The organism is Bradyrhizobium macuxiense (genome assembly GCF_001542415.1).
GTDB lineage: Bacteria > Pseudomonadota > Alphaproteobacteria > Rhizobiales > Xanthobacteraceae > Bradyrhizobium > Bradyrhizobium macuxiense.
The window spans coordinates 4,274-17,170 of sequence record NZ_LNCU01000090.1 but is presented as its reverse complement, the minus strand read 5'-3'; the positions used below and the strand labels follow the sequence as shown (position 1 = coordinate 17,170).

14 protein-coding genes and 1 pseudogene are annotated in these 12,897 nt (G+C 65.4%); 7 read left to right on the top strand and 8 right to left on the bottom strand.

Going from position 1 to position 12,897, the window contains the following annotated elements:
• The first annotated feature begins 40 nt into the window (after positions 1-40).
• Positions 41-1,189 (top strand): IS110 family RNA-guided transposase, encoded by a 1,149-nt coding sequence (locus AS156_RS27460; RefSeq protein ID WP_066509700.1) that lies wholly within the window; start codon positions 41-43, stop codon positions 1,187-1,189.
• Positions 1,190-1,550: 361 nt separating this feature from the next.
• Here the strand turns inward: AS156_RS27460 and AS156_RS27455 are convergent, their stop codons facing one another.
• Both AS156_RS27455 and AS156_RS27450 read right to left on the bottom strand, forming a co-directional pair.
• A complete protein-coding gene (locus tag AS156_RS27455; protein ID WP_066511162.1) occupies positions 1,551-2,510 on the bottom strand; it encodes a DMT family transporter in 960 nt (319 codons plus the stop codon).
• 236 nt (positions 2,511-2,746) lie between these two features.
• A complete protein-coding gene (locus AS156_RS27450) occupies positions 2,747-3,592 on the bottom strand; it encodes a metal-dependent phosphohydrolase (RefSeq protein WP_066511166.1) in 846 nt (281 codons plus the stop codon).
• A gap of 109 nt (positions 3,593-3,701) precedes the next feature.
• On the opposite strand from AS156_RS27450, the gene AS156_RS27445 reads away from it, so the two are divergent.
• Positions 3,702-4,103, top strand: coding sequence for a DUF1330 domain-containing protein (locus AS156_RS27445; RefSeq protein ID WP_066511157.1), 402 nt, complete (start codon positions 3,702-3,704; stop codon positions 4,101-4,103).
• A 153-nt stretch (positions 4,104-4,256) separates the two neighbouring features.
• Here the strand turns inward: AS156_RS27445 and AS156_RS27440 are convergent, their stop codons facing one another.
• Positions 4,257-4,871 carry a TetR/AcrR family transcriptional regulator gene (locus AS156_RS27440; protein ID WP_066511155.1) on the bottom strand — a complete coding sequence of 205 codons (615 nt, stop codon included), beginning with the start codon at positions 4,869-4,871 and terminating at the stop codon, positions 4,257-4,259.
• An 89-nt stretch (positions 4,872-4,960) separates the two neighbouring features.
• On the opposite strand from AS156_RS27440, the gene AS156_RS27435 reads away from it, so the two are divergent.
• Positions 4,961-5,365, top strand: coding sequence for a hypothetical protein (locus AS156_RS27435; protein WP_066511154.1), 405 nt, complete (start codon positions 4,961-4,963; stop codon positions 5,363-5,365).
• A 61-nt stretch (positions 5,366-5,426) separates the two neighbouring features.
• On the opposite strand, the gene AS156_RS27430 is transcribed toward AS156_RS27435, so the two are convergent.
• The 5 genes from AS156_RS27430 to AS156_RS27410 form a co-directional block, all read right to left on the bottom strand.
• Positions 5,427-6,581, bottom strand: a complete 1,155-nt coding sequence (locus AS156_RS27430) for an alpha-hydroxy acid oxidase (RefSeq protein ID WP_082747764.1) — start codon at positions 6,579-6,581, stop codon at positions 5,427-5,429.
• A gap of 102 nt (positions 6,582-6,683) precedes the next feature.
• A complete protein-coding gene (locus tag AS156_RS27425; protein ID WP_066511151.1) occupies positions 6,684-7,493 on the bottom strand; it encodes an MlaD family protein in 810 nt (269 codons plus the stop codon).
• A gap of 96 nt (positions 7,494-7,589) precedes the next feature.
• Complete coding sequence (locus tag AS156_RS27420; protein WP_066511146.1) at positions 7,590-8,516, bottom strand: DMT family transporter; 927 nt, start codon at positions 8,514-8,516, stop codon at positions 7,590-7,592.
• Positions 8,517-8,744: 228 nt separating this feature from the next.
• Positions 8,745-9,134 (bottom strand): hypothetical protein, encoded by a 390-nt coding sequence (locus AS156_RS27415; RefSeq protein ID WP_066511144.1) that lies wholly within the window; start codon positions 9,132-9,134, stop codon positions 8,745-8,747.
• A gap of 21 nt (positions 9,135-9,155) precedes the next feature.
• Positions 9,156-10,211: a LysR family transcriptional regulator gene (locus tag AS156_RS27410; protein ID WP_066511143.1), complete on the bottom strand. Its 1,056-nt coding sequence runs from the start codon at positions 10,209-10,211 to the stop codon at positions 9,156-9,158.
• Between the two features lie 94 nt (positions 10,212-10,305).
• Here AS156_RS27410 and AS156_RS41220 point away from each other — a divergent pair, with 94 nt between their 5' ends.
• The 4 genes and pseudogenes from AS156_RS41220 to AS156_RS43045 form a co-directional block, all read left to right on the top strand.
• Positions 10,306-11,520 (top strand): GNAT family N-acetyltransferase, encoded by a 1,215-nt coding sequence (locus AS156_RS41220; RefSeq protein ID WP_082747763.1) that lies wholly within the window; start codon positions 10,306-10,308, stop codon positions 11,518-11,520.
• A gap of 4 nt (positions 11,521-11,524) precedes the next feature.
• Positions 11,525-12,056: pseudogene (locus tag AS156_RS46110) on the top strand (cysteine hydrolase family protein); the annotation flags it as partial.
• A 58-nt stretch (positions 12,057-12,114) separates the two neighbouring features.
• Positions 12,115-12,351 (top strand): hypothetical protein, encoded by a 237-nt coding sequence (locus tag AS156_RS27395; protein ID WP_066511138.1) that lies wholly within the window; start codon positions 12,115-12,117, stop codon positions 12,349-12,351.
• A gap of 54 nt (positions 12,352-12,405) precedes the next feature.
• A partial coding sequence (locus AS156_RS43045; RefSeq protein ID WP_160331149.1) for an MFS transporter occupies positions 12,406-12,897 on the top strand: 492 nt, incomplete at its 3' end.

Here is a 12,897-nt window from a genome sequence, read left to right as displayed (position 1 = left end):
TAGGTTTGGGTTTGCACACTCGAACCATCGGAGAAGTCAGATGCAAGCATCGACTGCAGGCACGCCCACCGCAGGGCATTGTGGCACAATTTTCGTTGCAATCGAACTGAGCCAGAAGACATGGCTTGTGACGCTTCACAGCCCTGACCGGGAGCGGATGTCTCGCCACAAGCTCGACGGAGGCGATCACGGCGAACTGCTGGCCGTGATCGAGCGGACCCGCACCCGCGTGACGGAGAAGCTCGGCTCGGTGCCGTGCGTGGTGAGCTGCTATGAAGCCGGTTATGACGGCTTTTGGCTGCACCGGCTTTTGGAGACGGCCGGGATCAGGAACTTCGTGTTCGACGCGGCGAGTATTGCGGTGGAGCAGCGGGCGCGACGGGCAAAGACGGACCGGATCGACGGCGAGCTGCTGCTGCGTACCTTGATGGCCTATTTGCGGGGCGAACCGCGAGTTGTTCGGAGCGTCCGGGTACCGAGCGTGGAGGCCGAGGACGCCCGGCGCGCCAGTCGCGAACGCGACCGGCTGGTCACGGAGCAGACCGCTCACACCAACCGGATCAAGGGGCTGCTGCGCCTTCACGGGATGGCGGTCGGCAACCCGCGGCGGCGCGACTGGCTGGCCTGGCTCGCGCGGCAGCGCGACTGGCAGGGACGACCGGTGCCGCCACAGTTGTTGGCCGAAGTGACGCGCGAGCACGCGCGGCTGACGTTGATACGTGACCAGCTTGCGGCACTGGAAGAGGCCCAGGCGACACAGGCCGCGCCGGCTCCTGCACCGATGCGGGAGCGGCGAGACCTGCTGCTCCGCATCAAGGCGCTCGGCCCGGCCTTCACCGGGACGCTGGTGAGCGAGCTATTCTACAAGGATTTCCGCAACCGCCGCGAGGTTGCCAGCTATTGCGGATTGGCCCCCAGCCCGTGGCGCAGCGGCGGCATGGATCGCGAGCAGGGCATCAGCAAGGCCGGTAATCGACGCGCCCGCCAGAAGGCGATCGAGCTGGCGTGGCTCTGGCTCCGCCATCAGGGCGACAGCGCGCTCAGCCGCTGGTTTCACGCCCGCACCGCCAACGCCGGCAAGCGCGCCAAACGTATCGCCATCGTCGCCTTGGCGCGCAAGCTGATCGTGGCGCTGTGGCGCTATCTCACCACCGGCCTCATTCCCGAGCAGGCAACCATGAAGGCATGACAAACCACGCGACCACGCGTCGCGGCTCGCCGCGCTCGTGCGGGACGGATGATGACCGTACCATCCTAGGGCCTCAACCGCCGCTTCGTAGATGGATCTCATCCTCGCCAGGCTTCCTCGCCGCAAGCATGCGGAAGGTGGGTACGGATCAAGCAATCCGACCGGATATGAGGTGATGCAGCGAGCTGCAGAAATCTTCGGAAGCCAATCCCTGCCACGAGCCCACATGGCGCGCTGCGCTACGCATGGCTCCGCGCGCCCCCCTCTCGCCACGCAACCCTGGCCCACAGCCTTGACTTGCAAATCCCCATATGAGGGTGGGCAAAGCGAAGCGTGCCCACCAGTCGTAACATTGCCGCAGTCAGATCTTGGCAGGACCCTTGGCGGATCCCTGCCGCGAGGCGATCACGACGCCTGCGAGCACCAGCGCATAGCCGATCAGGTGAAACGGCGCGAGCGTTTCGCCAAGCAGCAGGATCGCCATCGCCGAGCCGAACACCGGCACCAGATGGAAGAACGGCGCGGCGCGGTTCGGGCCGATCAGCGCGATGCCGCGGTTGAAGAACAGATAGGCAAGGGTGGACGGGAAGATCAGCACGAAGGCCAGCGTCGCCATGGTCAGAAGGTCGAACTGCAGCCGCGCGCCTGTGGCGAACTCCCAGGCCGCCGCCGGCAGCAGCAGCAACGCGCCGCAGCAGGTGGTGAACGAGATCAGCGAAAGCTGATGGATTTTTGGCCGGCGTGGGATCAGCGCCGAATAGAGCCCGAACGACACCAGCGAAGAGCCGAACATGATGTCGCCCCGGTTGAAGCTGATGCTGGCGAGCGCGGAGAAGTCGCCGCGCAGGATGATGGTGAGCACCCCGGCCAGCGAAATCGCGATGCCGGCCAGTTGCGCCGGCGTCAGCCGCACGCCGAACAGGATGAGCGACCACAGCGCCACGAACAGCGGCCCCGCCGACTGGATCAGCAGCGCATTCAGCGCCTCGGTATATTGCATGGCCCAGTACGAGATCGCGTTGTTGAACGCGAAGCCGGTCGCGGACAACAACAGCATCAGCGGCAGCGCGCCGCGCAGCTTGGGCCAGTCCTGCTTCAGATGCGGCCAGGCGAACGGCAGCAGGATCAGGAAGACGCCGATCCATCGGATCGTCGTCAGCGTGATCGGCGGCACATGGCTGCCGACATGCCGCGCGAGCACAATGTTGGCCGCCCAGAACAGCGACGTCAGGCTGAGCAGCAGATAGGGCTGGTTGTTGAGCCAGTGCAGCGGCGAACGGCGAATTGGGGGAGGGGCGGGCAAAGCGCGAAGGTCAGCCATTATCTATCGGCCATGTTGTGCCCGAATTGCCGCCGCGACAAGACGAAAGAGCGGATTGGTGCCATGCGCGCCGCTGTCATGATGCGTCGCGCTGTTGCCCGGCCGGCGACGTCGCCAGCCGCGAATGCGTGTGGTCCGGTATTCCAGAGACGTCGGTGATCAAGCGAGAAGCCGCAGCGTACTGGATGCCTCGCATGCGCGGGTATGACACCTCGGGGCCGTGTCCCGCACGCTGTCTATTTCTGAGGCCCCGACAGCGTGATATCGCGCTCGGCGCGGAAGACGTTGCTGTAGAGGTTGGCGATCCATTGCCGTCCGGCCGAGGTGATGTTGAGGTGGCGGATCGCCTTCTGGATATGCGGCGCAACGCTGCCCCAGTAGAACTGGGGATAGAGGTTGACGAGGTCGGCCGGCGAATCGTAGCCAAGCTCGCGGTTCAGCCCGGTCTCCTCGAACTCCAGGTACAGCGCGTTGGCCTTGCGGATGTAGTGGGGGTCGCCAAGCTGCCCGATCAGGTCGGCGGCCCGCAGCAACGCGGCCTCGTCGTCGAAGGTCTCATTTCCGCCTGGAGCGCTCAGCGGAAAGCGGGTGCCCTCGATGGCGTGCGCGATCCGGGCCTTGTCGAGATGGGCAACGCCCTTGACCCGCTCCATCACGAACATCTTGGAGCGGTCGACGTGGTAGGCCATCAGCGCCGCATCGGATGCGCCGCGCGGCAGCGAGACCTTGTGTCCAGCGGCGTCGACCAGATAACCGTCGGCGTCGTCGGCCTCGAACAGGCCGCGCACATAGCCGATGTCGTGGGTGAGGCAAGCGATGATGATATGTGCGTAATCCTCCGCGGTCATGTGCGAATGCAGCGCGCGACCGCGCAGGATGTCGTGGCCGGCCAGCGTCACCAGCATGGTGTGTTCGACATTGTGATAGAGCGCGTCGCTGTTGCCGATGCATTCGATCGCGATCCGCGCGATCGAGGGCACCATCTCGACCAGCTGGGTCTGCGAGGTGCCGAACCGGCGCTGCATGTACTCGCCGAGAAACTTGCCGAGTGCGTCGGCCGCAAGTTCGGGAAGGGTCATCATCGCCTTGACCTCCGCATTTGCACCGCCTGCAAGCAAAGGGCCCGCAACCTCATTTTAGCGTAACGCCGTCGTGTGACATAATCTTTTCGGCAAGGCAGCGGAGCAGAAGATGGGTGTCGATCTCTTGAACGTAAAAGGCCTGGGCGAGCTGGATGGCGAGGCGCCGGTCGTGATGGTCAATCTGATGCGGTTTCGCGAGCGTTCGCTCGACGGCGACGGCTCGGGCTGGGACGCCTATTTGCGCTACAGCGCGCTGACCGTGCCCATGATCAAGGCGCGGGGCGGCACGCTGCTCTGGACCGGCAATGCGAAGGCGGTCGCGCTGGGCGAGCCCGCCGGCCAGCAATGGGATTACCTCGCATTGGTCTATTACCCCAGTGTGGCGGCCTTCGTCGACATGATGACCTCGGCCGACTACGAGACCCGCTGCGACCAGCATCGCCGCAACGGCTGCGAAGAGCACGTGATCATCGCTACGCGGGAAGCGTACAGCAAGTTCAAGGTGGGGTGACGGTCAGGTCGTGACGGCGCGGAGTGTTGCATTGTACTCTTGAGGCCACGCATTCAACCATCGTCCGTCACCCTGAGGAGCGCGCAGCGCGTCTCGAAGGGCGACGGCCCGACTGGGGGCCGTGCATCCTTCGAGGCTCGCTGCGCGAGCACCTCAGGATGACGGATTTGAGAGCGGCGCAAGGGCTGCGTGACAAGCCTCCTGGACGATCCGGCACACCTCATCCCTCGACCGCCCCGCGCTCAGCGAGGCGAAGGTCGGATAGCTCGTCAGCGTGAAGATCAGATCGACGGCGTCCTTGCGCGCCTCGGGTGACGCATCCCTGCCGGCAATGCGGTCGATCAGTGCGGTGAGGCCCCTGCGGCGGCGCTCGTTGCGGTCGCGCACGGCCTCCGCGAATTCCGGATCGGTCACCATTGCGTCCTGCAGCCGGCCGACCGCCGAATCCCGGCTCCAGAATGTGCCGAAGATCTCGACCAGGCGGTCCAGCGCGGCGCGCGGGTCGGCCATCGCCATGGCGTCGGCGATTTGATCCAGCCCGCCGGCCTGCGCGATCTCGTCGAATACGGCCTCCAGCAGCCCGCGGCGCGAGCCGAACTGGTTGTAGACCGTCAGCCGCGTCACGCCGGCCGCCTTCGCCACCGTGTCCAGCGAGAACCGCGCAATGCTCTCCTCGCGCAGCGTCCGCGACGCCGCCTCGATCACGCGCTCGCGCGTCTCGGCGGCGGCGGCGGTGCGCACCGAACTCACATAGTTGCGCGGCGGCATACGTTTGCCTTGCTTTCGTCGAATTGACTATACAATATGTATATCTAATTTTCCAGCATGTGGCTTTGGCCTGATTTTGGAGCGACATCATGCAGACCGTCCTCATCATAGCCTTGTCTCTTCACGTCTTGTCATCGGTGTTTTGGGCCGGCTCGAGCTTCACCCTGGCGCGTACTGGCGGCCTGGGCGCCGAAAGGCTGCTGTTTCCGCAGATCGGCGCCGCGACGGTGGCGATCGTGACCGGCGCCACGCTCTGGCACCTCGTCCATGAGGGATCGTTCTCGCTGACCGAGCAGATCCTGGCGGTGGGCGCGGCTGCCGCCCTGATCGCGGTGGCGGTGCAGGTCATCGTCGGCGGCGGCGCGGTCAGGCAACTTCGCGCCAGCGGCGGCGACGCGCCGGCCGCACACTCGCGGCTGGCAGTCGCGCAGCGCATCGCGGCGGGGTTGCTCGCGATCACCGCGCTCTGCATGGGCGCAGCGCGCTATGCCTGACGACGTTACCTCCTCCGAAAGCGGGAGAGGGGGCGCAGTCTCGTAAGGGGGAGGATCGTCCCTAAAACTTCCGCACCAGGTCGGGCGTGATCTCCTTCAGGCTGCGGATGCCGAGCAGCGCGAGATCGCGGTCGATCTCGGCGTGCAGCAGCGAGATCGCGCGCGCCACGCCGGCTTCGCCCGCAACCACGGCGGCATAGAGGAACGGCCGGCCGACCCACACGAAGTCGGCGCCGAGCGCGAGCGCCTTGATCACGTCGGTGCCGCGGCGGATGCCGCCGTCCACCATCACGGTCATGTTGCCCTTCTGTGCGGCAATCTCCGGCAGCGTGCGCAAGGCGGAGACCGTGTAGTCGAGCTGGCGGCCGCCATGGTTGGAAACCATCACGCCGTCGCAGCCGTGCTCGCGCGCCATACGCGCGTCTTCCGGCGAGATTAGCCCCTTGACCACGAGCTTGCCGGGCCAGCGCTTGCGGATCAGCTCGACATGCTTCCAGGCGAGCTGGTCGCGGTTGCCGATGTTGCGCATCAGGTTCTTGGAGAGAACCGGCGGGCCCTGCTTGCTGTCCATGTTCTCGAAATGCGGCATGCCGTGGTTGAACACCGTGCGTGCCCACGTGTTCAGCAGCCAGTCGGGATGCGTGATGGTGTCCCAGAACACCCGCGGGGTGATCTCGAGCGGCACCTGGAAGCCGTTGCGGATGTTGTTCTCGCGGTTCGGTGGCACCGGCACGTCTGCGGTGACGACGAAGGTGTCGTAGCCCGCCGCCGCGACGCGATCGACCAGTGGCTCGATGCGGGAGTCGACGCCGGCGAGATAGGCCTGGTACCAGGCCTGCGAATTGGCGGCGCGGACGTCCTCTAGCGTAATCAGCGACGAGGCGGACAGGATCATCGGCACATTGGCCGCGGCAGCGGCGCGCGTCAGCACGATGTCGCCGCGATAAGCGCACAGTGCCGACGAGCCCATCGGCGGAATCCCGAAGGGTGAGGCATAGGTCTTGCCGAACAACGTCGTGGTCTGGTCGCGACCGGAGACGTCCATCAGCACCCGCGGCACGAAGCCGTATTCGTCGAACGCCCTGCGATTGTCGGTGCGCGCCGCGTCGGTCTCGGCGCCGCCGGAGATGTAGCCGTAGAGGAACTTCGGCAACAGCCGGCGCGCCTGGGGCTCGAAATCGTCGAGCGTAAGATAGCGCCGCAGACGCTTCGGCACGGCGCTCGTGGCGCGGGTCACGGTGGCGGGAGGCGGGGAGGGCGCGGGAGTCCGGTCGTGCACTGGAGCGTTTCCGTTGTTCTTGGTTCTTGACGGCCCAGCCTAGCGCCTGTTGCGCGGTCCTTCAAATTTCTCGTTGAACTTGTTGACGGACTCGCTGACGTCGCCGAGCGTCTTGCGGGTGTCGGCCATGAAGGCGCCGGACTTCTTGTCGAAGCTCTGGATCAGTTCGCGCAGCGAGATCACGGTCGGCAGCAGCGCGCCGCCATATTTTTCGCTGCCGAGGCTGTTGATGAACTTGTCGGTGGCGGTCATCTTGGCGTCAACGGCGTCGACGCCGTGCTCCGCGGCATCGACGAAGCTCGTCACAAGCTCGCCGTTGCCGGACAGCGAGTTGGTGAAGTTCTCGAAGCCTTGCAGCGTATCCTTGACCTGGGCTTCGTTCTCGATGATGGCGCGGTCGACGTTACCAAGCGCGCGGCGCAGCTTCTCCGGCACGCCCATCGTGCCTTCGGGATCGGCGGTCAGCTCGGGAATGCCGTCCGCGCCGCGCGGCGGCGGCGGCGCGGCCTCGGTGCCGCCGGTGAAGGAGATCGCGGCGATCCCGGTCAGGCCCTGGAATTCGAGCCCGACCTCGGTGTCCTTCTTGATCGGTGCGTCGTTCTCGATCCGCGTCATCGCGACCACGCGGTGATGGTCGAGCCTGATCGAGACCACCTCGCCGATGCGCACGCCGGCGAAGTTCACGCTGCCGCCCCGGCGCACGCCGGAGGCCGAGCCTTCGAAGATCACGCGGAACGGCACCTGCCGCTTGATGCCGGCATAGCGCCGATAGCTGAGCCAACCGGTCAGCGAGCCCGCGATCAGGGCGAGCGTCAGAGTGCCGATCATCACATTGCTGGCGCGCACCATCTCATCCCGGCCCGTTCACGAAGCAGGCCCAGAGATAGCGGATTTCCCGCCGATAGTCACCGCGCCACAGGCTCTGCTCCGGCGCGGGAAGGAGGATCAGGCGGATTGCTTCCGCGACGCCGCGAACACGCCGGCCAGCACCAGGGCGAAGCCGACGAAATGGAAGGGCTGCGGATGCTCGCCGATGAACACGATCGACATCACGGTGCCGAACACCGGAACCATGTGGAAGAACGGCGCGGCGCGGTTGGCGCCGATCAGCTGCACTCCGCGGTTGAAGCAGATATAGGCCAGCGTCGAGGGGAACACCGCGACATAGAACAGCGCGAGCAGATTGTTGGTGGTGAGCTGCATCACCGGGCGCGCATTGAGTTCCCAGATGAAGAACGGGACCAGGAACAGCGCGCCGCAGCCGAAGGTGAAGCCGGCCACCGACAGCCCATGGATCTTGGGCCGCTTCAGTGTCAGCACCGAATACAGCGCGAAGATGATCAGTGCGACGGTGAAGATCAGATCGCCCTCGTTGAACTCGATGTTCGACAGCGTGACGAGATCGCCGTGCAGCAGGATCATCAGCACGCCGGTGAGCGACAGCAGCACGCCGAGCGCCTGCGCCACCGTCAGCCGCACGCCAAGCAGGATCAGCGACCACACCGCGACCACCAGCGGCGCCGCGGATTGCAGCAGTAGCGTGTTCAGCGCCTGGGTGTGCTCAAGCGCCCAGTATTGCAGGGTGTTGAAGGCGCTGATGCCGGTGATCGACAGCAGCATCATGATGCCGAGGTTCTTGCGGATCACGGGCCAGTCGCGCACCAGGTGCTTCCAGGCGAACGGCAGGATGATCAGGAACGCAGCGGTCCAGCGCAGGAACGACAGCGTCACCGGCGGAATGTGCCCGGCCGCGAGCCGGCCGACGATCGCGTTGCCGGCCCAGCACATCGCGGTGATGCAGAGCAGGAGATACGGCTGGTTGGCGATCCAGGCGCCGGACGCCGGCGTTGTGGCAGATTCGGAGGCTGACATTCAAAGGCCCGGGTTCATCACGCCGCGGCCTGCCCGGTACGCAATCGCCGGGCCGGAATGCATTCCCCGGCCCAACTCACAGACACGGATTTTGGCTTTCCATCAACGGCGATAGTTGCATCGCGACCATGCGCGAAGTTCCCTTGAGGCGCGCCGTAGCGCATCTCCAAAATGGAGATCGGTCCGCATCACGGCAACAGGGCAACAACGGGAATCCGCCGCCCGGCTCTAGCCGGCCTCGGGCGGCGTGGTCTGGCGCCTCACGATCTGCTCGGCGAGCTCGATCAGGATCCGCTTGGTCTCGGGGTCCTGTACTTCGCGGAACACGCGCAACAGGCGCAGTTCGAGCAGGGACTGCAGCGATTGCGCGGCCTGGATCTGGGCGCGCGCCCGCACGGTGGCGGTGGCGTGCGGATGGACGATGTCGGCGGCGATCCCGAGCACCTCGGCCACCTTGGTCAGGCGGCCGGTATCGACCCTGGTCGCGCCGTTCGCATCGTTTCCGACAGCAGCAGGCTCTGTGCGCAGCACCTCGGCGAGATCGCTCGGCGACAGCCCGAGCTCGCGCCACCGCTCCTGCACCAACTGATCGATGTTGTCGTCCTTCGATGTGCTCATGGCGCGCTCAGGCGATCTCCATCAGGCGATCCTGGATCGCGGTTCTTTCACGAAGCCTGCGAACAGATTGACCAGCGGTTCGCCCTTGTAGGACTTCTGCAGGTCATCGGGATGGACAAACTCGTCCCTGAACCAGGGATATTTGCGGCCGTCGAACGCCTGGATGGTCCATTCGATCAGTTGCCGTACGCGCGGGATGCGCTTGGCGTCGGGATGATAGGCGAGCCAGATGTCGACCGAGAAGTTGATGCCGATGTCGAGCGGGATCAGCGGGCCGGCGACGGCCGGCACGTAGGTCGGCAGCCAGCCGACGCCGGCGCCCTTGGCGACCGCCCAGACATGCGCGCTCGAGACGTTGTTGCGCATCGCGACGAAGCCGACCGGATCGCGGCCGGCATATTGTTCGTACATCTCCTGCGCCTGCGCCCGGGTCTGGTCGGCATCCTGCAGCACGATGCGATGGTTCTGCCTGATGTCCTCCTGCCCTGTCGGCATCCCGTAGACCTCGACATACGACGGGCTGACAAACGGCATCACGTGGAGGCGGCCGATCTTGACGCGCTTCAGATCGGGTGCGTTCGGCTCCTCGAGTTGCACCGCGACGTCGGCCTCGAGCCGCAACACGTCGGCGGAACGCATCTCGCATTTGAGGTCGACGAGGAGGCCCGGATAGACGCGCTGAAATTCGATCAGCCGCGGCGCCACCCAGAACGTGCCGAGACCTTCGGTGATGGCGAAGCGGACCTCGCCGGTGAGCGCGGGTGTGGTCTGGCTCAGCGCGCGGTCGAGCCCGAAGGCGGCGTCTTCCATCCGCCGCGCGGCTTCCAGCACCTTCTGGCCCTCCGGTGTCAGGCGGATGCCGTCGACATGGCGGGTAATCAAGGTCGTCTTGTAAGCGCTCTCCAACTGCAGGATGTGCTTGCGCAGAAAATTGGCCGAAGCGTTGAGCTCGATCGCGGCCGCGCGGAAGCTGCCGATCCGGGCCACCTCAAGGAATATGCGGACCGAGTCCCACTGGGCGATCCGGCCCGCAGGGTGTGCACGCTGATGAACACCCCTGCGCTCAGGTGAGTGCATACAATTCGCCTCGTTTGCCGCCTTCTAAGCTAACGGAACCGTACTTCTATTCTTGGCAGAAACGAGGCTGGTCCACAACCACAAGAGACGATCTATGACTGCGCTCGACCTCGATTTTGTTAGGAAAGCTGCCAAAAAGCGCCCCGCGACGGTACGCTCGCTGGACAAGATGACCGTGCTGCAGCTGGCGCGCCGCACGGTGATCTTCACCGTGGATGCGGCCGGCATTGCCGCTCTGATGGACGCGGCACGGCTAGACCTTCCCGGCATCACAACCAACCGCATCGTCCAGAACGTTGCCAACCACAATCCCGATGTGTTCTGGGCGATCGCACGCAGGGACCACTACGCCATCGAAGCGCCGAAGGGCGAGGGCTTCCTCGCCGCGCTGCCGCTCACGCATGAGGGCACGCGGCGGTTGATCGACGGCACGCTCGACACCAAGAACCCCGATCTCGCCTGCATCGCGCGGCAGTCGGAGCGGCCCGCCGGCATCTATGTCTGGTGCATTCATGCCAAGGGCTCGCTGGTCGCTGCGATTCCGCTGGTGCTGCAGAAATTCTCGGCGCCACTCTACCAGGGCGTCAATATCTACTCGCGGCCGATCACGAAGGAAGGCTTGCGCGTGCTGGAGCCGCTCGGCTTTTCGCCGGGTGCGCGTTACGACGGCCTGTACACGCCGCATCTGCAGATGCTCGATCGCTCGCACGAGCTTCCGGTCGCGGTTGCGGCCGAGCCTGTCGACCAGGTGACCGTGCAGGTGGTCCGCTCGATGGACGAGATGGCGCGCGTGATGGCGGTGCGCAGCGCGGTCTATATGGGCGAGCAACATTGTCCGTTCGAGGAGGAGTTCGACGGCAACGATTTCTCGGCGACGCATCTGATCTGCCATGTGGGCCGCGAGCCGGTCGGCTGCATGCGTATCCGCTACTTCGGCGAATTCGCCAAGTTCGAGCGCCTTGCCGTGCGCAACGAAAGCCGCAACACGGGGCTCGCCGGGCGCATCGTCGATGCCGCGATCGAGCTCTGCCGGAAGAAAGGCTACAGCACGTTCTATGCGCATTCGCAGAAGCGGCTGCTGAGCTTCTGGGAGCGCCGCGGTTTCACGCGGATGCAAGGCGCACGCGAATTCGTGTTCTCGGATTTCGACTATGTCGAGGTCAAATTCGAGGCCGAGCGCCATCCGGCACGGATCACGCTCGCCGAAGACCCCCTGGTCCTGATTCGTCCCGAAGGCCAATGGGACGTTCCCGGCATTCTCGAGAAGTCGGCGGTTCGCGGCGTGGCGCCGCTAGCAAACGCGGGTTAGCTGCATGAGCACGGTGATTGACCTGAAGGCCTATGTCGGAGCCTCCTGCGGCCGCCTCCTGGTGATGGTCGATCTGCAGGAGGACAATTGGCGGGAGCTGGCGCGCGATCACGCCGGCGGGCTCGATCGTACGCTCGACAATTGCCGCGCCGCGATCCGCCATGCGCGCGAGAACGGCATTCCGATCGCATTCACCCGGCCGGGCGCCGCGCTCGGGCTGTTCGAGCGACGGGCGCAGTCGCCCTGGTTGCCGGGGTTCGAGCCGAAGCGCGCCGACATGGTGTTCGAACGCCAGCAGCCGTCCTGCTACGGCAATTTGCTGTTCAGCGACGTGGTGTCGCGGATGGAGGGCTTCGCCATCGGCGGACTCGCGGCCGAGGAGATCTGCCTCGCGACCGCGATCGACGCCGCACATCAGGGTCATCGCGTGACATTCCTGAGCGATGCATCGGCGAGCCGCCAGCGGGCGCATGCCGATGCGCGCGCCGTGCACGGCGCCGCCACGTCGGCGATCGAATTGTTTGCCGACGTCGCCANCCACCACGAGCCACTGGCTGGTCGCGACGTCGCCGCGGTCCGCGAGAGGACATCGATATGGATGAAGTGAGCGCCCGACGGCTGCGCAACGTCATTCCGGTGCTGACCGAACAGCGCAGTGTCCTCGCCGATGCGGGTCTCTCGTTTGCCGGCCATTTGCTCGATCTTACCATCATGCAATTGCGATTGAGCCTGAACGATATTTCCGAGGACGAGCTCTCCGAATTCTCCGACCAGGTCAGCCTGGGCCTCGTGGGCAAGAACTCCTCGGACAAGAACCCCGTCGGACGCTAGCTTCCGCTCGAGCGGGATTTCCTGACGCGCGACACCGGAGTAGGGAGGCGACCTATGCCGAACTTGAGATGGATCGTTCTCGCGGTGTTGTTTGCGGCGCGCGCGGCGACCGGATTTCAGTTTCAATCGGTCGGCTCGGCCACCAGCGCGCTGATGTCCGATCTCTCGCTCGGCTATGCCGAGATCGGGATGCTGCTTGGGGCCTATCTGTTGCCGGGCGTGGTCGTTGCGTTTCCCGCGGGCCTGATCGGTCAGCGCGTCAATGAAAAGACGCTCGGCGTGGTCGGATTGCTGCTGATGGCGCTGTCGGGCGCAGCGCTCAGCCATGCCGGCGGCCTCCCGACAGCGCTCGGCGCGCGCATGATCGGCGGCATCGGCGCCACCATCATCATCCTGGTTGCCACCAAGATGACGACGGACTGGTTCGACGGCCGCGAGATCGTGCTCGCGATGTCGCTGCTGCAGATGAGCTGGCCGTTCGGCGCCATGGTGGCGCTGCCGCTGCAGAGCTGGTTGCTGCAGGGATTCGGCTGGCCGGCGGTGATG